At 74.8% G+C, this 22,679-nt stretch carries 17 protein-coding genes, 1 tRNA gene and 1 other RNA gene; 13 read left to right on the top strand and 6 right to left on the bottom strand.

What is annotated here, in order from left to right; translation table 11 throughout:
- Positions 1 to 47: 47 nt before the first annotated feature.
- The 3 genes from ACGBYP_RS03110 (at position 48) to ACGBYP_RS03120 (ending at position 3,363) form a co-directional block, all read left to right on the top strand.
- Positions 48 to 515, top strand: coding sequence for a peroxiredoxin (locus ACGBYP_RS03110; RefSeq protein WP_411581797.1), 468 nt, complete (start codon positions 48 to 50; stop codon positions 513 to 515).
- A gap of 61 nt (positions 516 to 576) precedes the next feature.
- Positions 577 to 651: transfer RNA gene (locus tag ACGBYP_RS03115), tRNA-Val, on the top strand.
- A gap of 63 nt (positions 652 to 714) precedes the next feature.
- Positions 715 to 3,363 (top strand): putative bifunctional diguanylate cyclase/phosphodiesterase, encoded by a 2,649-nt coding sequence (locus ACGBYP_RS03120; protein WP_411581798.1) that lies wholly within the window; start codon positions 715 to 717, stop codon positions 3,361 to 3,363.
- Positions 3,364 to 3,404: 41 nt separating this feature from the next.
- Here ACGBYP_RS03120 and ACGBYP_RS03125 read toward each other — a convergent pair whose 3' ends face one another.
- Positions 3,405 to 4,019: an SPFH domain-containing protein gene (locus tag ACGBYP_RS03125; protein WP_411581799.1), complete on the bottom strand. Its 615-nt coding sequence runs from the start codon at positions 4,017 to 4,019 to the stop codon at positions 3,405 to 3,407.
- Between the two features lie 354 nt (positions 4,020 to 4,373).
- Between ACGBYP_RS03125 and ACGBYP_RS03130 the strand changes: the two genes are divergently transcribed.
- A complete protein-coding gene (locus tag ACGBYP_RS03130) occupies positions 4,374 to 4,769 on the top strand; it encodes a rhodanese-like domain-containing protein (protein WP_411581800.1) in 396 nt (131 codons plus the stop codon).
- A gap of 4 nt (positions 4,770 to 4,773) precedes the next feature.
- Here the strand turns inward: ACGBYP_RS03130 and ACGBYP_RS03135 are convergent, their stop codons facing one another.
- A complete protein-coding gene (locus tag ACGBYP_RS03135) occupies positions 4,774 to 6,732 on the bottom strand; it encodes an FUSC family protein (RefSeq protein ID WP_411581801.1) in 1,959 nt (652 codons plus the stop codon).
- Positions 6,733 to 6,815: 83 nt separating this feature from the next.
- Here ACGBYP_RS03135 and ACGBYP_RS03140 point away from each other — a divergent pair, with 83 nt between their 5' ends.
- The 5 genes from ACGBYP_RS03140 (at position 6,816) to nadA (ending at position 15,549) form a co-directional block, all read left to right on the top strand.
- Complete coding sequence (locus tag ACGBYP_RS03140; RefSeq protein ID WP_411581802.1) at positions 6,816 to 10,556, top strand: ABC transporter ATP-binding protein; 3,741 nt, start codon at positions 6,816 to 6,818, stop codon at positions 10,554 to 10,556.
- A 193-nt stretch (positions 10,557 to 10,749) separates the two neighbouring features.
- The gene (locus ACGBYP_RS03145) at positions 10,750 to 12,387 is read left to right on the top strand and encodes an L-dopachrome tautomerase-related protein (protein ID WP_411581803.1); all 1,638 of its coding nucleotides are present in this window, start codon (positions 10,750 to 10,752) and stop codon (positions 12,385 to 12,387) included.
- A 193-nt stretch (positions 12,388 to 12,580) separates the two neighbouring features.
- Positions 12,581 to 13,321, top strand: coding sequence for a zinc ribbon domain-containing protein (locus ACGBYP_RS03150; RefSeq protein ID WP_411581804.1), 741 nt, complete (start codon positions 12,581 to 12,583; stop codon positions 13,319 to 13,321).
- Positions 13,322 to 13,358: 37 nt separating this feature from the next.
- Positions 13,359 to 14,453: a bifunctional RNase H/acid phosphatase gene (locus tag ACGBYP_RS03155; RefSeq protein ID WP_411581805.1), complete on the top strand. Its 1,095-nt coding sequence runs from the start codon at positions 13,359 to 13,361 to the stop codon at positions 14,451 to 14,453.
- Between the two features lie 70 nt (positions 14,454 to 14,523).
- Positions 14,524 to 15,549, top strand: a complete 1,026-nt coding sequence (nadA, locus tag ACGBYP_RS03160; RefSeq protein WP_411581806.1) for a quinolinate synthase NadA — start codon at positions 14,524 to 14,526, stop codon at positions 15,547 to 15,549.
- Between the two features lie 122 nt (positions 15,550 to 15,671).
- Here the strand turns inward: nadA and ACGBYP_RS03165 are convergent, their stop codons facing one another.
- Complete coding sequence (locus tag ACGBYP_RS03165; protein ID WP_411581807.1) at positions 15,672 to 16,910, bottom strand: SLC13 family permease; 1,239 nt, start codon at positions 16,908 to 16,910, stop codon at positions 15,672 to 15,674.
- 8 nt (positions 16,911 to 16,918) lie between these two features.
- Complete coding sequence (locus ACGBYP_RS03170) at positions 16,919 to 17,674, bottom strand: sulfite exporter TauE/SafE family protein (protein WP_411581808.1); 756 nt, start codon at positions 17,672 to 17,674, stop codon at positions 16,919 to 16,921.
- A gap of 26 nt (positions 17,675 to 17,700) precedes the next feature.
- Here ACGBYP_RS03170 and ACGBYP_RS03175 point away from each other — a divergent pair, with 26 nt between their 5' ends.
- Complete coding sequence (locus ACGBYP_RS03175; RefSeq protein WP_411581809.1) at positions 17,701 to 18,060, top strand: hypothetical protein; 360 nt, start codon at positions 17,701 to 17,703, stop codon at positions 18,058 to 18,060.
- A 101-nt stretch (positions 18,061 to 18,161) separates the two neighbouring features.
- Here the strand turns inward: ACGBYP_RS03175 and ACGBYP_RS03180 are convergent, their stop codons facing one another.
- Positions 18,162 to 19,160: an Lrp/AsnC family transcriptional regulator gene (locus tag ACGBYP_RS03180; RefSeq protein ID WP_411581810.1), complete on the bottom strand. Its 999-nt coding sequence runs from the start codon at positions 19,158 to 19,160 to the stop codon at positions 18,162 to 18,164.
- A gap of 110 nt (positions 19,161 to 19,270) precedes the next feature.
- Here ACGBYP_RS03180 and ACGBYP_RS03185 point away from each other — a divergent pair, with 110 nt between their 5' ends.
- Together ACGBYP_RS03185 and rnpB are read left to right on the top strand one after the other, a co-directional pair.
- On the top strand, positions 19,271 to 19,993 hold the full coding sequence (locus tag ACGBYP_RS03185) for a PIG-L deacetylase family protein (protein WP_411581811.1): 723 nt from the start codon (positions 19,271 to 19,273) through the stop codon (positions 19,991 to 19,993).
- Positions 19,994 to 20,032: 39 nt separating this feature from the next.
- An RNA gene (gene rnpB / locus ACGBYP_RS03190) (RNase P RNA component class A) lies at positions 20,033 to 20,432 on the top strand.
- A 46-nt stretch (positions 20,433 to 20,478) separates the two neighbouring features.
- Here rnpB and ACGBYP_RS03195 read toward each other — a convergent pair.
- Positions 20,479 to 21,627 (bottom strand): tyrosine-type recombinase/integrase, encoded by a 1,149-nt coding sequence (locus tag ACGBYP_RS03195; RefSeq protein WP_411581812.1) that lies wholly within the window; start codon positions 21,625 to 21,627, stop codon positions 20,479 to 20,481.
- Here ACGBYP_RS03195 and ACGBYP_RS03200 point away from each other — a divergent pair.
- Complete coding sequence (locus tag ACGBYP_RS03200; RefSeq protein WP_411582226.1) at positions 21,620 to 22,405, top strand: aldo/keto reductase; 786 nt, start codon at positions 21,620 to 21,622, stop codon at positions 22,403 to 22,405. The genes ACGBYP_RS03195 and ACGBYP_RS03200 overlap by 8 nt on opposite strands.
- The last annotated feature ends 274 nt before the right edge of the window (positions 22,406 to 22,679 follow it).

Here is a 22,679-nt window from a genome sequence, read left to right on the forward strand (position 1 = left end):
GCGAGGGGGCCGTCCCAGGCAGTCAGCCGGTGCGGCACGATGAGGGCATGAGCCTCTCCGTCGGTGACGTCGCCCCCGAGTTCAGCCTCCCCGACCAGGACAAGCAGGTCGTGTCCCTCGCCGACCTGCGGGGCCGGCCGGTCCTCGTCGTCTTCTACCCCTTCGCCTTCTCCGGCATCTGCACCGGCGAGCTGTGCCAGCTGCGCGACGAGCTGGGCAGCTACACCGAGGCCGGCGTGCAGGTGGTCGCCGTCTCCACCGACCCGACCTTCAGCCTCAAGGCCTTCCGCGAGAAGGAGGGCTTCGAGTTCCCGCTGCTGTCGGACTTCTGGCCGCACGGGGAGACCGCCCGCGCCTACGACGTCTTCAACGACAAGGCCGGCATGGCGCTGCGCGGCACCTTCCTGGTCGACGCCGAGGGGAAGATCGCCTTCGCCGAGGTCAACCAGCCCGGTGACGCCCGCGCGCAGTCCGGCTGGAAGGACGCCGTCGCCGGCCTGTCCGCCGCGGCATGACGAAGGACCCCGCTGCCCCGTCCCTCGCGAGCCGGGGGGCGGGACCCTGCAGCGGGGCCGCGGGCGCGTAGCTCAGCGGTAGAGCGCTCGCCTTACAAGCGAGTGGTCGGGGGTTCGAACCCCTCCGCGCCCACCACCGGTGCCTCACCCGTCGGGGCGAGGCGCTCAACGGCGGCACGGCGTGCGCCGATGGGAGGGCATGCGACTTCGATCGGCGTCCCGCCCGTCCGGCCGCGGCATCCCGCTGTGGGTCTACCTCTCGGCCCTGGTGCTGGTCCCCACGATCGGGGTCGTGGCCCTCACGGCCTTCCTCGTGCGCAGCGCCTTGACCGAGGCGGCGACCGCGACGAGCGCCGAGGCCGCGGTGCTCGCGGTGGCCCAGCTCGACGCCGCCCGCAGCGGCGTCGAGCACGAGATCATCCCGGTGCTGTCGATCGGCGTCCTGCGCGACCCGGGCGCGGTGGCCCTGACCGGGCTCCCGTCGTTCCTGGTCCAGGCCCAGCTCGCGGACGCGGAGCGGGCCCTGGCCCAGGCGCAGCAGGTCACCGATGCCGCGCTCGTCGCGGTGCCGGCCGGGTCGGTGGGCGCAGAGGTCGCCGAGCGGGCCGCCGCGCAGCTCGCCGGTGTGCGCACCGGCGCGTCGGGCCCGCAGCCCGACCTGTTCGTCACGTACACGCAGTACCTGGCCGTGTCCGATCTGCTCATGGCGGCCCAGCGCGACGCCGCCGCGGCGGCCGACGGCGACGACGTGTCGGTCGCGACCGACCACGCCACCCACGACGTCGAGCTCATCGCGCGGCTGGCCCGCACGGCCAGCCGCGCGATCCCGCTGTTCCTCAGCACCCAGACCACCATCTCCGGCAACGGAGCCGCCCTGGACTGGCGCGCCGCCTGGCGCAGCTACACCGACGCACGCGACCAGATGACCGAGCTCGCGCAGCCGGCGCTCGTGGCCGCCTGGGACGACGTCCGGACGTCGGATGCGCTGACCGCGGTCGACGACGTCCTCGCCGCGCAGGCCGACGACGCCACCGCCGCCCCGATCCCGATCCTGCAGGTGGCCGCGCTGGTCAGCCGGAACACCGACCGGGACGCCGCGCTGACCGGGCTGCTGCAGACCGCGGTGGGCAGCGCCCAGGCCGCGGCCGCCGCCGACCACGAGGCCGCCGACGACCGGCGCGACAAGATCCTGCTGGCCGCGCTCGGGGTGCTCCTGTCCGCCACCCTCGGCGCCGCCCTCACCGGCCGCAGCATCTCCCGCTCGCTCGGGGTGCTCGCCGGCCAGGCCGACCAGGTCAGCCGCGGCGAGCTGGTCGAGGTCGAGGGCGGTGGCCCCCGCGAGGTGCGCACGGTGTCGACCGCGCTGGGCTCTGCCGTCGCCAGCCTGCGCCGCATCCAGGCCCAGTCGGCCGCCGTCGCCGACGGCGACCTGTCCAGCCCCGTGCTCGAGCAGCCGTTGCCCGGGCCGCTCGGGGAGGTCGTGCACGCCTCGGTGCAGCAGATCGTGGAGTCGGTGCGGGAGCGCGAGCGCCTGCAGTTCGCGCTCACCCACCAGGCCACGCACGACCCGCTGACCGGGCTGTCCAACCGCGCCCAGGCCCGGGTGCTGGTGAACTCGGCGCTGCACCGCGCCCAGCGGGCCGGGGCGATGACCGGGCTGCTCTTCGTCGACCTCGACGGCTTCAAGGCGGTCAACGACGGGTTCGGCCACGCCCACGGGGACGCCGTCCTGCAGGAGGTGGCCCGCCGGCTGCTGGCCACCGTGCGCTCCGGGGACGTCGTCTGCCGGCTGGGCGGTGACGAGTTCGTCGTCCTGGTCGAGCAGGTCGAGGGGGAGCGCGACCTGGTGGAGCTGGCCGAGCGGATCGTCGCCGTCAGCGCCCGGCCGATCGACGTCGGCGCCGACCAGGTGTGGATCGGCGCGAGCGTGGGGGTCGCGGTCGCCCGGGACGCCGGCACCGACGCCGACGTCCTCTTCGCCGAGGCCGACGCGGCCGCCTACCGGGCCAAGGGGCACGGCCGCGGCCGGGCCGAGGTGTTCGACGAGGCGCTGCGCGCCGAGCTGAGCGCCCGCGCCGAGCTGGAGGCCGCCATCACCGCCGCCCTGCGCAACGGCGAGATGCAGCTGCACTACCAGCCGGTGCTCGACGTCGCGTCCAGCCGGCTGACCGGCTACGAGGCGCTGATCCGCTGGAACCGGCCCGGCCACGGGATGGTCCCGCCGGACTCCTTCATCCCCACCGCCGAGGCGACCCGGCTCATCTGCGAGCTGGACCGGTGGGTGCTGCACGAGGCCACCCGGCAGCTGGCGCAGTGGCGCGCGGAGGACCCGGCCGCCGCCGACCGGACGCTCGCGGTGAACATCTCCGGCCGGCACCTGGCCGAGGCCGGCGTGGTCGACGACGTCCTGGACGCGCTGGCCGCCTCCGGCTTCCCGGCCGAGCTGCTGATCGTGGAGGTGACCGAGACGGTGCTGGTCGACGACCCCGCGGCGATCGGCAACCTGGCGGTGCTGCGGTCGCACGGGGTGAGCATCGCCATCGACGACTTCGGCACCGGCTTCACCTCGATCGGCCAGCTGCGGTCGATGCCGGTGGACACCCTCAAGATCGACCGCAGCTTCATCGCCTCGGCCGAGGCGGGCAACCGCGAGCTCGTGGCGCTGATCATCCGGGCGGCGCACACCTTCGGGCTGACCGTGGTCGCCGAGGGCGTGGAGGAGGTCGACCAGCTCGAGCTGCTGCGCGCCGACGCCTGCGACCTGGTGCAGGGCTACCTGCTCTCGCGCCCGCTCCCGGCCGCCGCCGTCTCCGCCTTCCGCGACGGGGCGCACGCCCCCGTCGCCTGACCCGGCCGGCGGCGTCCCGGGGAGGGACGCCGCCGACGGGCTCAGGGGACCGAGGGGACGCCGGCGTCCGTGCCGCCCGACGTGGTGAGGACGACGGTCGCGCCGCCGGCCTCGACCGCCTGCAGCGTGCGCAGCTGCAGCAGCGCCGGCTGTTCGGCGACCATCCGCGCCGCGTTGGCCAGGGCGCGGGTCGCGGCGACCTCCGAGCGCGCCCGTTCCAGCGCCGCCAGTCCCTCGGCGCGGGCGGTCGCGACACCGGCCGCGGCCCGCCGCAGCTCGGCCGGGACCATCACGTCCCGCACCGCGACGTCCTCCACCGTGACGCCGACCGCCTCCGCACGCGGGGCGACCGACGCCCGCAGCGCCTCGGGCAGCGCCTCGCGCGCGGTCAGCAGCTCGTCGAGCGTGCGGCCGGCGACCGCCTCGCGCAGCGCGACCTGGAGCGCCGCGTAGACGAAGCCGTCGGCGCCCTCGACCGCCTCGTGCCAGCGCCGCGGGTCGGTGGTGCGGCACGTGGCGATCAGGCTGACCTTGACCGTCAGCCCGTCGCCGGTGAGCACCTCCTGGCCCGGGACGATCAGCAGCCGCGGCCGGACGACGACCCGCACCGTGCGCCGCCGCCACCGCGGCCGGCGGTGCCGCCCGGGGCCGAGCACCTCGACGAAGCGGGTCCCGGTACCCCAGGACCCGCTCCCACTCCTCGACGACGATGCGCACGACGTCCCCTCCGTCCGGTCCGGCACACGCGGGACCGCCCGGCGCGCGGTCGGGCGCCGCCGGGGAGCGCGCAGGGCGCTGCAGACCGTCGGCACCGGGGAGACCGCGGGCCGGACGGCGACGGGAGTCGAACCCGCGCGTTCCGGAGACGCTTGACCACTGGCGTGCCCGGAGCCGACACGCAGGACCTGCGACGGCGATGCCGTCCGGCTGCTGACCCCGGGCGAGGGAGGACGCTACGGGCCCGCCGCCCGGCCCGGCCAGCGCTTTCCCGGTGCGGCAGGCTGCCGGTCATGGGCATCGACGACGTGCTGGCCGCCAGCCGGGCCGGGGTGCACCGGCTGACCCCGCACGAGCTGGTGGCCGCGGTGGCCCGGGGAGCGCTGGTGGTCGACACCCGCACCGAGTCCCACCGCCGGGTGCAGGGCGAGTTCCCGGGCGCGCTGGTCATCGACCGCACGGTGCTGGAGTGGCGGCTGGACCCGACCGGTCCCCACCGCGTCCCGGAGGCCACCGGGCCCGACCTGGCGGTGGTCGTGGTCTGCCGGCACGGCTACAGCTCCAGCCTGGCCGCCGCCTCGCTGCGGGCGGTGGGGCTCGTCCGGGCGACCGACCTGGTCGGCGGGGTCGAAGCGTGGACCGCCGCGGGCCTCCCGATGTCCGCCGGCCCGGCCGACGTCCGGGAGTGAGCGCTCAGTCGTCGGCGCCGCGGACGCCGGCCCGCCGTCCCGGCGTGGTCTCCCGCACCAGCCGCCGGGCGGCGTCGACCTCGCGGGCCACCGGGGCCAGCACGCCGGTCGCGTCGATCTCGGCGTCGTCGGGCACCCGGTGGTCGCGGAGGTCCTCCTCCAGCTCGCGCACCGCCTTGCGCAGCACGGCGACCTGGCCGGGCTCGGGCGCCGGCTCCCCGGTGCGCATCGCGATCACCGCCTCGGTCACGGCGTCCGACGTGCGCTCCAGCTGCACGATGACCGGCCACCACGCCGCGGCCCGGGTGCTGATCGGCGGCGGCTCGGCCAGCCGGCGCTGCAGCTGGGTCTGCAGCTCGGTCAGCGCCCGGTAGCTGGCCCGCCGGGCACGCCGGGTGTCCTCGGGGCTCTGGGTGAACGCGGCGTCGACGAACCGGTCCAGCGCCAGGGCCGCGGCGCGCAGGGCGTCGTCCAGCGGGGCGCGCCAGGTCTGCGGCCACAGCAGGTAGCCGAAGAGCAGCACGATGCCGCAGCCGATGAGGGTGTCGACCAGCCGGGCGCCGACCACGCCGTCGCCGCTGGGCGTGGCCAGGTCGATCAGCAGGATGATCAGCGGGGTCTGGAAGACCGAGAACAGCCCGAAGTTGCCGTTGCGGGCCCACGGCAGCGCGCCGGCGGCCAGCGCCAGCGGGAGCAGCACCCAGGCGTCGCGGGACAGGAACGTGAGCAGCAGCGAACCCAGCAGCACCCCGAGCAGGGTGCCGGCGCCGCGTTGCACCGCCCGGGTGAAGACCGAGCCGAAGTCGGGCTTGAGCACGATGGCGACGGTGAGCAGCACCCAGTAGGGGCGGTCGATGGGCAGCAGCTGGCGGGCCACCTCGGCGACGGTCATGCACAGCGTCAGCCGGACGACGAAGGCGCGGGAGTCGGCGTTGCCCACCGTGCGGTCGGCCAGGTCGTGCAGCCGCACCCGCCGGTCCAGCGGCGGGCGCTGGACGGCGGCCGAGGCGCGCTCCTCGGGGTCGCCGACGACGTTCCAGACCAGCCGCAGCCCGTGCCGCACCGCACGCTGCTGCGGCGGGGCGTCCTCGACCCGGGGCGGGCGCTCGCCCAGCAGCGGCCGGCGGTCGGTGACCGCGGTGGCCAGCGCGTGCGCGGCGCCGACGTCGCGGGAGTCCGCGGGCACCCCGGCGCGGGCGCTGGCCACCGCCGCCTCCACCAGCGGGGCGGCGGCGTTGAGCACCCCGGCCAGCCCGGCCAGCTCGCGGTTGCGCCCGGCCGAGCGGCTGCGGGCGTGGATGACCCGGTCGTAGCCGTCGTTCAGCGCCAGGGTGAGCGCCCGGCGGGCCTCCTCGGTGCGGTCGGTGCCGATGGACTCCAGCAGCTCGGCGACCCGGCGGAACACCGTGCCGACGGCCTCCCGGTCGGGGTCGACCGGCTCGACCCGGGCCTGCAGCACCACCGCCAGCGTGCCCAGCGCGGCACCGGCCAGGAAGTACCCGACCTCGGCGACGGCCGGCAGCGGCGTGGACAGCCCCGAGGAGACCGCGCTGTAGACCAGCAGCTGCAGCGCGCCGAGGGAGAACGCGGCGCTGACCGAGCTCAGCAGCGCCGCGACCGCGGACACCACCGCCATCAGCACCACCGGCACCCAGCCGCCGCCGGTGAGCGCCTGCCCGACGACCAGCCCGATCCCGCCCAGCAGCGAGGCCGCCGCCACCCGGCGCAGCCGCACGCGCAGCGGCCCGGACTGCGGGGCCAGCGTCGCGGCCAGCGACCCCATCGTGGCGAAGACGCCGGCGCCCAGCGCCGAGCCCTCGACCCCGCCGACCGCCAGCGCCACGGCCAGCGGCGCGGGGACGACGAGGGCGAAGCGGACGACGTCGCGCCAGGGGACCGGCGGCCGGCTGGTGCGCACCAGCTCCTCCAGCCAGGCCGGTGCGTGCAGCCCCCTCTCCGCCATCCCGCCACCCTGCCACCCCGTCGGCGGCGCAGCAGGCGGGGGAGTCGCACACTGGACGTCGTGCCGCTCACCCCCGTCGCCGCGTGACGGCCACTGCCCAGCGCGGGCCCAGCACCCGCACCAGCGACCAGGCGCCCGTGCCCGCGGGCGGCTGGCTGAAGCGGCTGGTCGGCTACTGCCTGCGGCACCGCGGTGACCTGGTCGGTGCGTTCGCCGCGGCGCTGCTGGGCTCGGTGATCGCCGCGGTCGCGCCGCTGCTCACCCGCGAGGTCGTCGACCGGGTGGTCGCCGGCGACGCCGACATCACGCCCTTCGTCGTCGCGCTGGTGCTGGCCGGCCTGCTGCGTTTCGGCTCGGGCTTCGTCCGCCGGTACCTGGCCGGGCGGCTGTCGCTGGACGTGCAGTACGACCTGCGCAACGACGTCCACGCCGCGCTGTCCCGGCTCGACGGGCCGGGCCAGGACCGGCTGCAGACCGGGCAGGCGGTCAGCCGCTCGATCAGCGACATCACCCTGGTCCAGGGGCTGCTGGCGTTCCTGCCCAACCTGACCGGGAACGCGCTGCTGTTCGTCGTCTCCCTCGGCGTGATGGCCTGGCTGTCGCCGCTGCTCACCGTCGTGGCGCTGGCCGTGGGCCCGGCGCTGTGGTGGCTGGGGCTGCGCTCGCGGCGCGACCTGTTCCCGGCCAACTGGGCCGCCCAGCAGCAGGCCGGCGAGGTGGCCGGCGACGTCGAGGCCGCGGTCACCGGCGTCCGGGTGGTCAAGGGGTTCGGCCAGGAGGACCGCGAGCTCGACCGGATCGACGACGGTGCCCGCCGGCTGTTCGGCGCCCGCATGCGCGTCGTCCGGTTCACCTCCCGCTACAACCCGCTGCTGCAGGCCGTGCCCGCGCTCGGCCAGGTCGGCGTGCTGGCGCTGGGCGGCTGGCTGGCGCTGCGCGGGTCGATCTCGCTGGGCACCTTCCTGGCCTTCGCCACCTACCTGGCCGCGCTGGTGTCGCCGGTGCGCCAGTTGGCCGCGGTGCTCACCATCGGCCAGCAGGCCCGCGCCGGGGTCGAGCGGGTGCTCGAGGTCATCGACGCCCGGCCGACCCTCGTGTCGGGCACCGGTCAGCTGCCCGCCGGGCCGCTGACCGTCGAGCTGGACGACGTCACCTTCGGCCACACGCCCGACCGGCCGGTGCTCAGCGAGGTCTCCCTGCGCGTCGAGCCGGGGGAGACCCTCGCCCTGGTCGGCGCCTCGGGCTCGGGCAAGTCCAGCGTCGTGTCGCTGCTGCCGCGCTTCTACGACGTCTCGGCCGGGGCGCTGCGGGTCGGCGGGGTCGACGTCCGCGACCTGGAGACCGGGTCGCTGCGCTCGGTGCTGGGCGTGGTGTTCGAGGACAGCTTCCTGTTCTCCGACACCGTGCGGGCCAACATCGCCTTCGGCCGCCCCGACGCCTCCGACGACGAGGTGCGCGCCGCCGCCCGGGCCGCCCAGGCCGACGGGTTCATCGCCGACCTGCCCGACGGCTACGACACCGTCGTCGGCGAGCAGGGGCTCACCCTCTCCGGTGGGCAGCGGCAGCGGGTCGCGCTGGCCCGGGCGCTGCTCACCGACCCCCGCGTGCTGGTGCTCGACGACGCGACCTCCGCGGTCGACGCCGCCGTCGAGGCCCGCATCCACGCCGCGCTGCGCACCGCCGTCCGGGGCCGGACGACGCTGCTGGTGGCGCACCGCCGGTCGACGCTGGCGCTGGCCGACCGGGTCGCCGTCCTGGACGCCGGCCGGGTCGTCGACGTCGGGACGGTGGCCGAGCTGGAGGCGCGCTCGCCGCTGTTCCGGCTGCTGCTGTCGGGCACCGGCGACGTGCCCGAGCTGGACGCCGCCCCGGTCGACGGCGTGACGCCGTGCGCCTGGCCCGACCCGGCGCCGGTCGCGGCCGACACCGGCCCCGCCCGCGCGGCGGCGGCCTCGATCGGCGGCCGCGGCTCGGCGATGGCGGCCGCGGCGCCGACCGCGTCGCTGAAGGCGCTGGTCGCGAAGCTGCCGCCGGCCGACGACGAGCCCGAGGTGCCCTCGGAGCGGGCCCGGGCCGCCGACACCGACTTCACCCTGTGGCGGCTGATCCGCCCGTTCCGCTGGGCGCTGGCCGCCGCCCTGGTGCTGGTCGCGGTCGACACCGCCGCGCAGCTGGCCATCCCGGCGCTGGTGCGCGAGGGCGTCGACAACGGCATCGCCGCCCGGTCGACGTCCCTGCTGCTCACGGTCGCCGGCATCGCGTTCGCCGTGGTGGTGGTCGACTTCCTGGTGGCCCGCGGGGCGGCCTGGCTGACCGGCCGCACCGGCGAGCGGCTGCTCTACACGCTGCGGGTCAAGACCTTCGCCCAGCTCCAGCGGCTCGGGCTCGACTACTACGAGCGCGAGCTCGGCGGCCGGATCATGACCCGGATGACGACGGACGTCGACGCGCTGTCGGCGTTCCTGCAGACCGGCCTGACCACCGCGGTGATCAGCGTGCTGACCCTGGTCGGGGTGCTGGTCGCGCTGTTCCTCTTCGACGTCGAGCTGGCGCTGGTGCTGCTGGCCACGCTGCCGGTGCTGGTGGTCACCACGGTCTGGTTCCGGGCGCGCTCGGTGCCGGCGTACACCGAGGCCCGCGAGCGGGTCAGCGCGGTCAACGCCCGGCTGCAGGAGGACGTCGCCGGGGTGCGGGTGACCCAGGCGTTCGACCGCTCCGAGCACTCCACCGAGGTGTTCCGCGGCCACGCGAAGGCCTACCGGGACGTGCGGCTGCGGGCGCAGCGCTACATCTCGATCTACTTCCCGTTCGTGGAGTTCCTGTCCGAGGTGGCGGCCGCCGCGGTGCTCGCGGTGGGCGCGGCCCGGCTCACCGACGGCGACATCACCGCCGGCGTGCTGATCGCCTTCGTGCTCTACGTCGACACGTTCTTCGCGCCCGTGCAGCAGCTCTCGCAGGTGTTCGACAGCTACCAGCAGGCGTCGGTGGGCCTGCGGCGGCTGCGCGACCTGCTGCGGCTGCCGACGTCCACCCCGGCCGCCGTCGACGCCCGTCCGGTGGGCCGGCTGCGCGGGGAGGTGGTGCTCTCCGACGTCACGTTCGCCTACCGCGGGGCGCCCACCCCGGCGCTGCGCGACGTGTCGCTGACCGTCGCGCCGGGGGAGACGCTGGCGCTGGTGGGCGAGACCGGCGCGGGCAAGTCGACCGTGGTGAAGCTGGTCGCCCGCTTCTACGACCCCACCTCGGGTGCGGTGTGCGTCGACGGCGCCGACCTGCGCTCGCTGGACCTGCTGCAGTACCGCGGCCGGCTGGGCGTCGTCCCACAGGAGGCGTTCCTCTTCAGCGGGACGGTGCGCGACGCGATCGCCTACGGCCGGCCCGACGCCTCGGACGCCGAGGTGGAGGCCGCGGCCCGCGCGGTGGGTGCGCACGAGATGGTCGCCGGGCTGCCGCAGGGCTACCGGACGCGGGTGGGGGAGCGGGGCCGCTCGCTGTCGGCCGGCCAGCGGCAGCTGCTCGCCCTGGCCCGGGCCGAGCTGGTCGACCCCGACGTCCTGCTGTTCGACGAGGCCACCGCCTCGCTCGACCTGGCCACCGAGGCCGCGGTCACCCGGGCCGCCGACGCGGTCGCCCGCCGCCGCACGACGCTGGTGGTCGCGCACCGGCTCACCACCGCCGCGCGCGCCGACCGGGTCGCGGTGATGGACGGCGGCCGGGTCGTCGAGGTCGGCCCGCACGCCGAGCTGCTCGCCCGCGGCGGCGCCTACGCCGCGCTGTGGGCCGCCTACTCCGACGACGAGGACGCCGACCCGCTGATGGACTGACCCGCCCTCTCAGGGCGGAGGTGGCCACTCCTGCCCTGCAGTGCGAGGCGTCGGACGTCAGCGGCCCAGCCCTGCACCTGTTCCGGGCCGCCGGGGTCCAACGCTCCTGGATCCGCCCGTCAAACAGGACCGCCCAGGGGCCATGTCGGCCACCACGGCCCTTGGGCGGCGGGCGTCGTGTCAGGGTGGCGGCATGCCGACCGGTCGCCACGACGTGCGCGATGCCCGCCCCGCCGACCTCGCCCAGCTCGCGGACGTCGAGGCCGCCGCCGACGAGCTGTTCGTGCCCCTGGGGATCACCGACCTGCCGGCCCCGGCCACCGCGGGGGAGCGTGGCCGGTCGTGGCGGGTGCTGGTCGTCGGGGAGCCGGTGCAGGGGTTCGCCGTCCTCGAGCTGGTGGACGGCGCCGTCCACCTGGAGCAGCTGTCGGTGCACCCGGCGCACAGCCGCCAGGGCATCGGGGCCGCCCTGCTCGCCGCGACCGTCGCGGCGGCCCGGGAGCACGGCGCCGACCGGGTCACGCTGCTGACCTACGCCGACGTCCCGTGGAACGCACCCTTCTACGCCCGGCACGGCTGGGAGGTCACCGAGCCGACGCCCGCGCTGCAGGCGCTGCGCCGGCGGGAGGGCGAGCTGGGCCTGGACCGGCACGGCCGGCGGGTGGCGATGGCGCGACGGGTCACCGGGGCGGGGGCGGGTACGGGCGGGGTCATGACGCAGCCAGCTGACCTGCAGACCGACCGCCCCTACGGCGAGCTGGAGGTGGTGCACGCCTTCACGTCCGGCCCGATGCCGACCGGGGTGTCGGTGTCCCACACCGGGCGCATCTTCGTGAACTTCCCGAAGTGGGGCGACGACGTCGCGTTCACCGTCGCCGAGATCCGCGACGGCCAGGTCGTCGCCTTCCCCGACCAGGCGACCAACTCGCCCAGCGGGGACGACGACGAGACCGCGTTCGTGAGCGTGCAGTCCATCGTCGTCGACCCCGCCGACCGGCTGTGGGTGCTCGACACCGGCTCCCCGCTGTTCCAGCCGACCAAGCCCGGCGGCCCGAAGCTGGTCTGCATCGACCTGACCACCGACACGGTCGTGCAGACCATCGTCTTCCCGCGCGAGGTGGCGCTGGAGACCACCTACCTCAACGACGTCCGGTTCGACCTGTCCCGCGGCGAGGCCGGCACCGCCTACATCACCGACTCCGCGGACTCCGGCGAGAACGGGATCATCGTGGTCGACCTGGCCACCGGCGACTCGTGGCGGCGGCTGCGCGACCACGCCTCCACCAAGGCCGTCGTCCCGCCGGACCTGCTGCTCATGGTCGAGGGCCGGCCGTTCCTGACCAAGGAGAGCCCGGACGCCGAGACCCAGCCGGTGGCGATGGGCTCCGACGGCATCGCCATCTCCGCCGACGGTGCCCGGCTCTGGTACTGCCCGCTGGCCTCCCGCCGCTGGTACAGCGTGGCCACCGACGCCCTGGTCGACCGCAGCCTGGACGACGACGCGGTCGCGGCCACCGTGGTCGACGAGGGGGACAAGGGCAGCGCCGGCGACGGCCTGGAGACCGACGACGCGGGCAACATCTACGCGACCGCCGGTGAGCAGAACGCCGTCCTGGTGCGGCGGCCCGACGGCACGATCGAGACCGTCGTCCACGACGAGCGGCTGCTGTGGCCCGACACCATGTCGGTCGCCGCGGACGGCCACCTCTACGTGACCGCCAACCAGCTGCACCGGCAGGCCCGGTACGCCGGCGGGGTCGACGAGCGCGCGTACCCGTACCTGCTGCTGCGGACGCCGATCGGGGCCGGGCCGGTGCGCCTGACCCGCTGACACCTCCCGACGACGGCCCCGGACCCGACGGTCCGGAGCCGTCGTCGCGGCCCGGCCCGGTCGAGGTCCCGCCACTCCGGCGACCGTCAGGCCACGGCCCGGCGTGGCCCACGGCCGGGGAGGTGGCTGGACCCGGGCGGGACGGTGGGCCGGCGTGGTCCGGGCAGCCCCCGCACGCGGGTAGGTTGACCGCGTGCAGGCTGACCACTTCGACCAGCAGAAGCTGCTGGCCCTCGCTGCGGAGGACGTCGCGCTCGCGCAGCTCGCCCACCGCAAGCGCACCCTTCCCGAGCTCGCCGCCGTCGAGGCCGCCGTGGAGGCGCAGCGGACCCTGTCCGACGACGTCGTCCGGGCCCAGACCGTGGTCCGCGACCTCGACCGCGAGCAGAAGCGGCTCGAGGGCGACGTCGACACCGTGCGGCAGCGCGCCGCCCGCGACCAGCAGCGCATCGACTCCGGCTCGGCCACCCCGAAGGAGATCACCGGCCTGCAGCACGAGCTGGAGTCGCTGGGCCGTCGGCAGGGCGACCTGGAGGACCAGGTGCTCGAGCTGATGGAGCGCCGCGAGGCCGCCGACGCCACCCTCGCCGAGGCGGAGGGCGGGCTGGCCGGTGCGCAGGGTGACCAGGAGCGCGCCGAGCAGGCCCGCGACGAGGCGCTGGCGGTCATCGCCGAGGGCATCGCGCAGCACCATGCGAAGCGCGACCAGATCGCCGGCACGATCCCGGCCGACCTGCTCAAGGTCTACGACCGGGTCGCCGCCCAGACCGGCAGCACCGGCGCCGCCGAGCTGAAGGCGCGCCGCTGCCAGGGCTGCCGGATCGAGTTCTACGGCACCGAGCTGGCCTCCTACCGCAACGCCGACCCGCACACCGTGCTCCGCTGCGAGAACTGCAACCGGATCCTGGTGCGCACGGCCGAGTCCGGCCTGTGAGGGCCGAAGTCGCGACTTCTGCCCCCGGGGGTGTGCGGTGAGCCGCCGGCTGGTCGTCGAGGCCGACGGCGGGTCCCGGGGCAACCCGGGGCCGGCCGGCTACGGCGCGCTCGTGCGGGACGCCGACACCGGGCGGGTGCTCGCCGAGCGGGCGGAGTCCGTGGGCCGGGCGACCAACAACGTCGCCGAGTACGGCGGACTCGTCGCCGGCCTGCAGGCGGTGCTCGACCTCGACCCGACCGCGGACGTCGAGGTGCGGATGGACTCCAAGCTCGTCGTCGAGCAGATGTCGGGCCGCTGGCAGATCAAGCACCCGGACATGAAGAAGCTCGCCGTGCAGGCCCGCGACATCGCCCGGCAGCTGGGCACGGTCCGCTACACGTGGGTGCCGCGGGCGCAGAACGGTGCCGCCGACGCGCTGGCCAACTCGGCGATGGACGGCAAGCCGGTGCGCCGCGACGTGGCCACCGAGCCGGTCGTGGTCGAGGACGACCTGCAGCCGGTGACCGAGCCGGCCCCGGTGGTCACCACGGTCACCCACCTGCTGCGCCACGGGCGAACCGAGCACACCCCCGAGCGCCGGTTCTCCGGCAGCAGCGACCTGCCGCTGTCGGCGGTCGGCCGGGCCGACGCCGCCGCAGCCGCCCGCCACCTGGCCGGCCGGGGCATCGACGTGATCGTGTGCTCCCCGTTGCAGCGCACCCGGCAGACCGCCGAGGCCGCCGCCGAGGTGCTCGGCGTCCCGGTCGAGGTCGACGGCGACCTGCGCGAGCTGGACTTCGGCGCGTGGGAGGGCCTGACCGCCGACGAGGCCGCGCGGAAGAGCCCGCTGGCGTTCCGCCGGTGGTCCGGGGCACTCGACGTCCGGCCGCCCAGCGGTGAGTCGGTCATCGACGTCTCCACCCGGGTCGCCCGCGCCCGCGCCCGCGTGCTCGAGCGGCACGCCGGGAAGACCGTGCTCGTGGTCAGCCACATGATGCCGATCAAGCTGCTGCTGGCCGCCGGGCTCGGGGTCGGTGACGACGTCGTGCACCGGGTGTTCCTGGAGGCGGCCTCGCTGAGCACCGTCACCTGGTCCTCCGACGGGCGCACCAGCGTCCGGCTGGTCAACGACACCAGCCACCTGGGCTGAGCCCGCCACCTCCTCGTCCACCCGGGGGACACTGGGTCGACCGGTGTCCTGCCAGCAGTTGGAGTCCCGCATGACCGCCACCATCGACACCGCCGCCCGCGTCGGCGACGAGCGCACCATGAGCGCCGCCGAGTACGAGGTGTGGGCCGCCGAGGTCCGCCGGCTCGCCGACGAGCGCGGCGCCGTCGTCCTGGCGCACAACTACCAGGTGCCCGAGATCCAGGACGTCGCCCACTTCACCGGCGACTCGCTGTACCTGTCCCGGATCGCCGCGGAGACCGACGCCCGCGAGATCGTGTTCTGCGGCGTGCACTTCATGGCCGAGACGGCGAAGATCCTGTCGCCGGACAAGACCGTGCTGCTGCCCGACCACGCCGCCGGCTGCTCTCTGGCCGACAGCATCACCGCCGAGCAGCTGCGCGAGTGGAAGGCCGAGCACCCCGGCGCCGTCGTCGTCAGCTACGTCAACACCACCGCCGCGGTGAAGGCCGAGACCGACATCTGCTGCACCTCCTCGAACGCCGCCGACGTCGTCCGGTCGATCCCGGACGACCGGGAGATCCTGTTCCTGCCCGACCAGTTCCTCGGTGCGCACGTCAAGCGGGTCACCGGCCGGGCGAACATGTCGATCTGGGCGGGGGAGTGCCACGTGCACGCCGGCATCAGCCCCGCCGACGTGCGCTCGCAGGTCGCCGCACACCCCGACGCGGAGATCCTCGTGCACCCCGAGTGCGGCTGCACCACCTCGGTGCTGGACCTGGTCAGCCACGGCGACCTGCCCGCCGAGCGCACCCGGGTGCTGTCCACCGGCGGCATGGCCGACGCCGCGTCGGCGACCCGGGCACCGCAGGTGCTGGTGGCCACCGAGATCGGCATCCTGCACCAGCTGCGCGCGCTCAACGGCACCACCGACTTCATCCCGATGAACTCCCGGGCGGCCTGCCGCTACATGAAGATGATCACCCCGGCCAAGCTGCTGCAGACCCTGCGCACCGGTGACGGCGCGATCGACGTCGCCCCCGACGTCGCCGCCCGGGCCCGCCGCGCGGTCGAGGCCATGATCAGCATCGGCGACCCCGGCCGCGGCGGCGAGTAGCCCCGCGTCGACAGGGCCGACCCTGCCGGCCGTCGTTGATCATCGGCGAGTGGTCGCGGCCGTCGGCGTGCCGGGCAGCCACACGCCGATGATCATCGCGCCCAGCCCGCCGCCCGCCGCCGTCAGACCTGCAGGGCCAGCCACAGGGCGGCGGTCGCGCCGACCAGGGTCACCGGGACGGTGGCCAGGCCGACGAGGCTGAACCGGGCCGCCCCGGGGGCGTCGGCGCCCAGCACCCGCCGCCACAGCAGGTTGGCCAGCGACCCGGCGTAGGTCAGGTTCGGGCCGACGTTGACCCCGATCAGCACCGCGAGCACCGTCGGGACGCCCCCGGCCGCGGCGATCGGCAGCAGCGCGAGGGTCGCCGGGAGGTTGTTGACCAGATTGGCCAGCAGCGCCGCGATGCCGGCGACGGCCAGCAGCGCGGGCAGCGTGTGGCCCTGCGGCAGCAGGTCGGCCAGCAGCGCCTCCAGGCCGTGCTGCTGCAGCACCAGCACCAGCACGGCCAGGCCCAGCACGAACAGCCCGAAGGGCAGGTTTGCCGCCCGCACCAGCTCCGGGACGCCGACCCGGCGGGTGGCCAGCTGCCGGCCGGCCAGCACGAGCACGCCCACGGTCGCCGGCCACACCGGCCCGACCCCGACCAGCGACACCAGCGCGAACCCGGCGACCGTCGCGCCGACCACGGTCAGCGCCAGCACCGGCGTCCGGGGCACGTCGGACACCGGCGCGTCGATGGCGTGCCGCAGCTGGGTGCGGAACAGCCGGCGCAGCACCAGGTACTCCAGCGTCAGCACGCCCAGCTGCGGCAGCACCATCAGCCCGGCGAAGTGCAGGAACGACAGGCCGGTGACCGCGAACGCCAGCAGGTTCGTCAGGTTCGACACCGGCAGCAGCAGGGACGCCGAGTTCGCCAGGTGGCCCACCGCGTAGCCGTGCGGCGCGACCGGCACGCGCATGTGCCTGGCCAGGGCGACCACCACCGGGGTGAGCAGGACGACGGTGGCGTCCAGGCTGAGCACCGCGGTGACCACGGCGGCGAGCAGGAAGACCCGGCTCAGCAGCCCCTGCGCCGAGCGCCCGGCCCGCCGCGCCGTCACCGCCGCCGACCAGGTGAACAGCCCCTCCCGGTCGGCCAGGTCGGCCAGCAGCAGGATGACCACCAGGAACGCGACCGTGGGGCCGACCTCGCGCAGGGTGGCCGCGGCGTCGTCCCAGCCGACGGCTCCGAGCACGGTGAGCAGGAGTGCGCCGGGGACGGCAATCAGCGCCGGCGGCAGCCGGTGCGAGTCGGCCGCGGCTGCGGCGAGCGTGGCGGCGAGGAGCAGGCCGGCCAGGACCAGCGCGAGGGCGTCGGGCACCGGGTCGGTCAGCCGCGGAGGAACAGGTAGACCGCGACCGAGATGCCGAAGACGACGATCAGCACCCGCAGCGGGGTGCTCGGGATGCGGGTGGCGACCTTGGCGCCCAGGAAGCCGCCGACCAGGGCCGCCGGCGCGCAGACGGCCACGTAGGCCCACTCGACCGGGCCCCAGATGCCGAAGACCACCACCGTCACCGAGGCGGTGACCAGGGAGATGGCGCTCTTCATCGCGTTGGCCAGCTTCAGCCGGCCCAGCCCCAGGCCGAGCACCCCGACCAGGATCACGCCCAGCGCCCCGCCGAAGTAGCCGCCGTAGACGGTGGCCAGGAACAGCGCGACGTACAGCCACGCCGGGTCGCCGCTGCGGCCGTCGCCGTCCCGTCGCTTGAGGCGCTTGGTGATCAGCGGCTGGAAGGCCAGCAGGATGCTGGCCAGGAACACCAGCACCGGGACGACGGTGTCGAAGGCCTCCGACGGCGTGGTCAGCAGCAGCACCGAGCCCGCGGTGCCACCGAGCACCGCGGTGACGGAGAACCGGATCAGCCGGCCGCGCTGGCCGCCGTACTCCTTGCGGAAGCCGAGGACGCCGCCGACGTAGCCGGGCCACTGGGCGACGGAGTTGGTGACGTTGGCCGCGACCGTGCCCAGCCCCAGCCCGACCAGCACCGGGAAGAGGATCAGCGACCCGCCACCGGCGATGGAGTTGATGCCGCCGGCGAGGAGGGCGACCCCGGCGGCGATGAGCAGGTCGGTGGCGGACACAACGGGCGAGCCTACTGTCGCTGCGCATGAGGGACGACGTGCGTGCGCTGACCATGGCCGGGGCGCTGACCGCGACCGGGGTGTTCCACCTGGCGCGCCCGCAGACCTACGACTGGATGATCCCGCCGGAGCTGGGCGCGGCCCGGCCGTGGGTGGTGGGCAGCGGGGTCGCCGAGCTGGTCACCGCCGCGCTGCTCGCCGTCCCGGCCACCCGTCGGGCCGGGGGATGGGCCGCGGTCGGGCTGCTCGTCGGCGTCCTGCCCGCGCACGCCCAGACGGTGCGCGCCACCCGCCACCGGCCGGGGAAGCTGGCGGTGGCGGTCGCCCGCATCCCGTTCCAGGTGCCGATGATCACCACCGCGCTCCGGGTCGCCCGCGGAGGCTGAGCGGGGCCGTCCGACCTCACCACCGTCTGTCCCCCCCTCACCAACGCTGCTGAGGGGGGACAGACGGTGATCAGGTGACCTGATCACCGTCTGGGCGGGTGTCAGCGGCCGCGGACCGGCGGGGGCTCGGGGTCGGTCAGCCGCGGCCCGTCCATCAGGCTGCCGGCCTGCTTCACCCGGCGCAGCACCGTCGAGGTCTCGCACGTGCGCACCGGCAGGGCGCCGACCCGCTCGGTCAGGAACCGGTACAGGTGCGCGGTGTCCCGGCAGGTGACGGCGACCATCAGGTCGGCCGGTCCGGTGACCACCGCGGTGGACGCGGTCTCGGGCTCGCGGGCCAGCGACTCCCCGACGTGGGCGATGTCGGCGGGCGCCACCCCCAGCCACAGGAGCGCGCTGACCGGGAACCCGAGCAGCTCGTTGGCGATCTCCAGGTCGAAGTACAGCGCCCCGGCCGCGCGCAGCGCCTCGACCCGGCGGGCCACCCGGCTCTCCGACCAGCCGGTCACCCCGGCCAGCTCCGCGTAGCTCAGCCGCCCGTCGGTGGCCAGCGCGGCCAGCAGCACCTCGTCCTCGGGGTCGAGCGCCAGCGGGGTCGTCGCCGTCCGTGCGGGGCCCTGGTCGAGGGCGGCGATCTGGTCCTCGGTCAGCGGGTCCTCGAAGGCGGTCCACTCGTACTCGCCGCCCACGTAGGCGTGCAGCACCGAGAAGGCGTTGAGGTCGATGACCTGCACGGTGCGGGGGAGCCGGTCCAGCAGCAGAGCGTCCCGCTGCCGCGGGGTGCGCGGCCGGGTCGAGCAGGTGATCTCCGCACCGCCGGCGGTGAGGCTCACCCAGGACACCTCGGGACGGCGGGCGAGCGCCTCGGCGACCGCGCCGGCGGCAGCGGGCTGGACCCGCACCCGGATGTGCCAGCTGGGCTCGGTCGCGTCGGGGGTGGCCAGGCCCAGCACCCGGACGACGCCGTCGGCGCGCAACCGCCGCCAGCGCCGGGCCACCGTCTGCTCCGAGACGCCGAGCACGGTGGCCAGCCGGCTGAACGGCGCCCGCCCGTCGACTTGCATCGCGTGCACGATCTGCCGGTCGATGCTGTCGATCACGAGCACGATCCTCCACCACGACCCGTTCGCTGGAGGATCCCGTCGTGCTCCACCCGCCCCACCGCGGGCAGGCGCGGGCCGGCCTCCCGGGAGCGGAGCAGACTCCGGGCATGACCCCTGCTCCGTTCCCGGACGACTGGCAGCGCGCCCTGGTCGTCGCGGCCCACCCCGACGACATCGAGTACGGGCCGGCCGCCGCGGTCGCCGTCTGGACCGCGGCCGGCAAGGAGGTGCGCTACCTGCTGGCCACCCGGGGTGAGGCCGGGATCGCCGGGCTGGCGCCGGCCGAGGCCGGGCCGCTGCGCGAGGAGGAGGAGCGCCGGTCGGCCGCCGTGGTCGGCGTCGCCGAGGTGGAGTTCCTCGACCACCGCGACGGCGTCCTGGTCGCCGACCTGCAGCTGCGGCGCGACCTGGCCGCCGCCGTCCGCCGGCACCGGCCCGACCTGGTGGTCACCATGCACGGCGGCGACACCTGGACGCCGCCCGAGGTCACCCCCGGCGCGCTGAACTCACCCGACCACCGGGCGCTGACCCGGTCGGTCCTCGACGCCGTCGCCGACGCGGCCAACGAGTGGATCTTCCCCGACCTGGCCGAGGAGCCCTGGTCCGGCGTCCGGTACGTCGCCGTCCACGCGGTCGGGTACCCGCCGCCGCACGTCGTCGACGTGGGCGCCGGGGTGGAGGCGGCGGTCGCCTCGCTCACCGAGCACCGCCGCTACCTGCAGGCGCTGTCCGACGACCCGGTCGAGGAGCAGGCGCGTCGACAGGTCGACATGTCGACCCTCACCGAGGACGGCGACCGGCGGGTCGGCTTCCGGCTCTACTGGGGCTGAGCACCGCCGACCGGGCCGGTACGCTGCGGGCACGACGGACGAGTCGGCTGGGCGGTCGCGTTGGCGGGGGCAACCCCGTCACCGAGGAACGTCCGGGCTCCACAGGGCAGGGTGGTCGTTAACAGCGACCCGGGGTGACCCGCGGGACAGTGCCACAGAGAACAGACCGCCAGTGCTCGCACTGGTAAGGGTGAAACGGCGGTGTAAGAGACCACCGCACACCGGGTGACCGGTGTGGCTCGGTAAACCCCACCCGGAGCAAGGTCGAGAGGGACGGCGGTCCGCCGCCGTCCTGCGCAGGCGTTCGAGGGCTGCCCGCCCGAGCCTGTGGGTAGACCGCTGGAGCCTGTCGGCAACGGCAGGCGTAGATGGATGGCCGCCCATCGGGACGCCGCGAGGCGCCCGGGGACAGAACCCGGCGTACAGGCCGACTCGTCCGTCGCCCCCTCGCCAATGGGCAGCCCACCTGCGGAAACGCAGGTGGGCTACTCGGCTGCCACGCGCTGGGGGCACACAGGGGGCACAAGAGCCCCCTGCCAGGCCATGTCGACGGCCTCTCGGGTGCGGTCGTCGCTGTCCGGCCAGAGGTGGGAGTAGGTGTCGAGCGTCTCTGACGCCGACGCGTGGCCCAGTCGGGCCTGCACCGTCTTGACCGACTCCCCGTGTCGGATGAGCAGGGACGCGTAGTGGTGCCGCAGCCCGTGGAAGGTCTCGTCGCGCGTGATGCCCGCCTGGCGCATGGCCGGCTGCCAGATCCTGGCCGAGAAGGCGGTCCGCCGGATCGGCTGGCCGGTGTCCCCGGTGAAGACGAACCCGTCTGGGCCGACCGGGAAGGCGGCCAGGTGGGCAGCCAGGGCGTCCAGCACGAGTTGCGGCAGCGGGATGACCCGGTGGGACGCCGCCGTCTTGGGCGGCGAGAGGTACGGCGCCGCACCGGGGAGGAGAACCAGCTGCCGATCCACGGTCACCTGCCGGCGCAGGAAGTCGACGCGGTCCACCGTGAGCCCCAAAATCTCGCCCTGACGCATGCCAGTCCCTGCCGCGAGGACGAAGAGTGCCCGGTAGCGGTCAGGAACCGCGGCGAGGAGTCCAGCGACCATCTCGGTGTCCATCGGGTCCACCCGCTTGGGCTGTCGTTTGGGCAACCGCGTCCCCTCGCACGGGCTGGACGTCACCCGCCGGTCGCGGACAGCGGACTTGAAGATGCCGGCCACGATGCGGTGCACCACCCCCACGGTGGATGGCGCCAGTGCGCCCGTCAGCCGCTTGATCCAGGCCTGTACCTCGCTGGGTCGCACGTCCGCCAGGGGCCGGTGGCCCAGGTGGGGGTAGGCATGAAGTCTGAGCATCGTCTCGTGGTGGGCGGCGGTCGTGGGTCGGTGGACCTGGCTGGCCCGCCACTCCTCGGCGTACTCCCGGAACGTCACCTTCCCCGCCTTCGGGTCGACGTAGGTCCCGGACAGCAGCTGGTGGTCCACCGTCGTGGCGTGTCGGTCGGCGTCCACCTTCCGCGCGAACGACTTCTTGCGCTGAACGCCGCGCTCGTCGCGCCAGCGGGCCTCCCAGGTGACGAGGTCAGCCTTGCCGATCCGCGGCCGTACTCGCTTGTAGACGCTGGCCATCACGATCGCCACGAAGTTCACCCAGGCCAAGCCCTACGACCCCAACACCAACTTCTCAGTCAAGGCGGTGGGGACGGTGCTGGACCGCAGCCTTCAGCGGTTGCAGGTCGACGCCGTGGACCTCTACCAGATCCACTACCCGCCGGCGCGGCGTCGCCTCGACACCTATCTCGACGCCATGGCCGCGACGGTGAAGAGCGGCAAGGCCAAGGCGATCGGGGTCAGCAACTTCAGCACGGACTACCTGCGTCACTCCTACACGTATCTGCAGTCGGTGCACGGGGTCACGCTGGCGTCCAACCAGGTCGGGTTCAACCTCCTCCACCGGCACCCGGAGAGGAACGGCATGCTCGCCGCCTGCCGGGAGCTGGGCGTGACGAGCCTGCCGATCCTGCCCCTGGCCGAGGGTGTGCTGACGGGCAAGTTCCGCGTCGGCGGCCAGGAGCACGGCGGCCAGGGCCCGACCCTCTTCCGCGGCGCGAGCCTCTTCGAACCCGGTGAGTCCTTCTTCAAGGCGATGCGCTCCAAGCCCTATGAGATGCACCGCGAAGAACTCGAACCCCTCTTCGAGGTCATGGACCAGATCGCACGAGCACACGACGGCACCATCGCCCAGGTCGCACTGAACTGGTTGATCAACACCGACCCGCTCGTCATCCCCATCCCGGGCGCCAAGAGCCCGTCACAGGTGAAGAGCAACGCAGCCGCTCTGAGCTGGACCATGACCGCGGAAGAGTTCAGCAGGCTCGCAGAGACCGAGGCAGCCATCCGCCGATCGCTGCGACTCTGACGTCATCCAGGCGAACTAACAGTGAGTAGCGGCTGGGTCGCTTTGACGTCGGTCGACCTGCATGAACGTTCGACGAGTCAAGTGGTGACCGGAGCGGCCCGGTAACGGGCGGTTCCGGGCCGCTGCGTCATAGACAGCTTGGCGTGTCCGTCATTCCTTGAGGGGCCACGCGGGGGAGCGGCCGGTTTCTCGCCGACCGCTCCCATGGGTCAGCAGTTGAGGAAGCCTCCGTCGACGGCGTGCAGACGTTCGTCGACGGCAGTGTCGCTACGAT

It is taken from the genome of Modestobacter sp. SSW1-42 (genome assembly GCF_046635825.1).
In the GTDB taxonomy this organism is placed as follows: domain Bacteria; phylum Actinomycetota; class Actinomycetes; order Mycobacteriales; family Geodermatophilaceae; genus Modestobacter.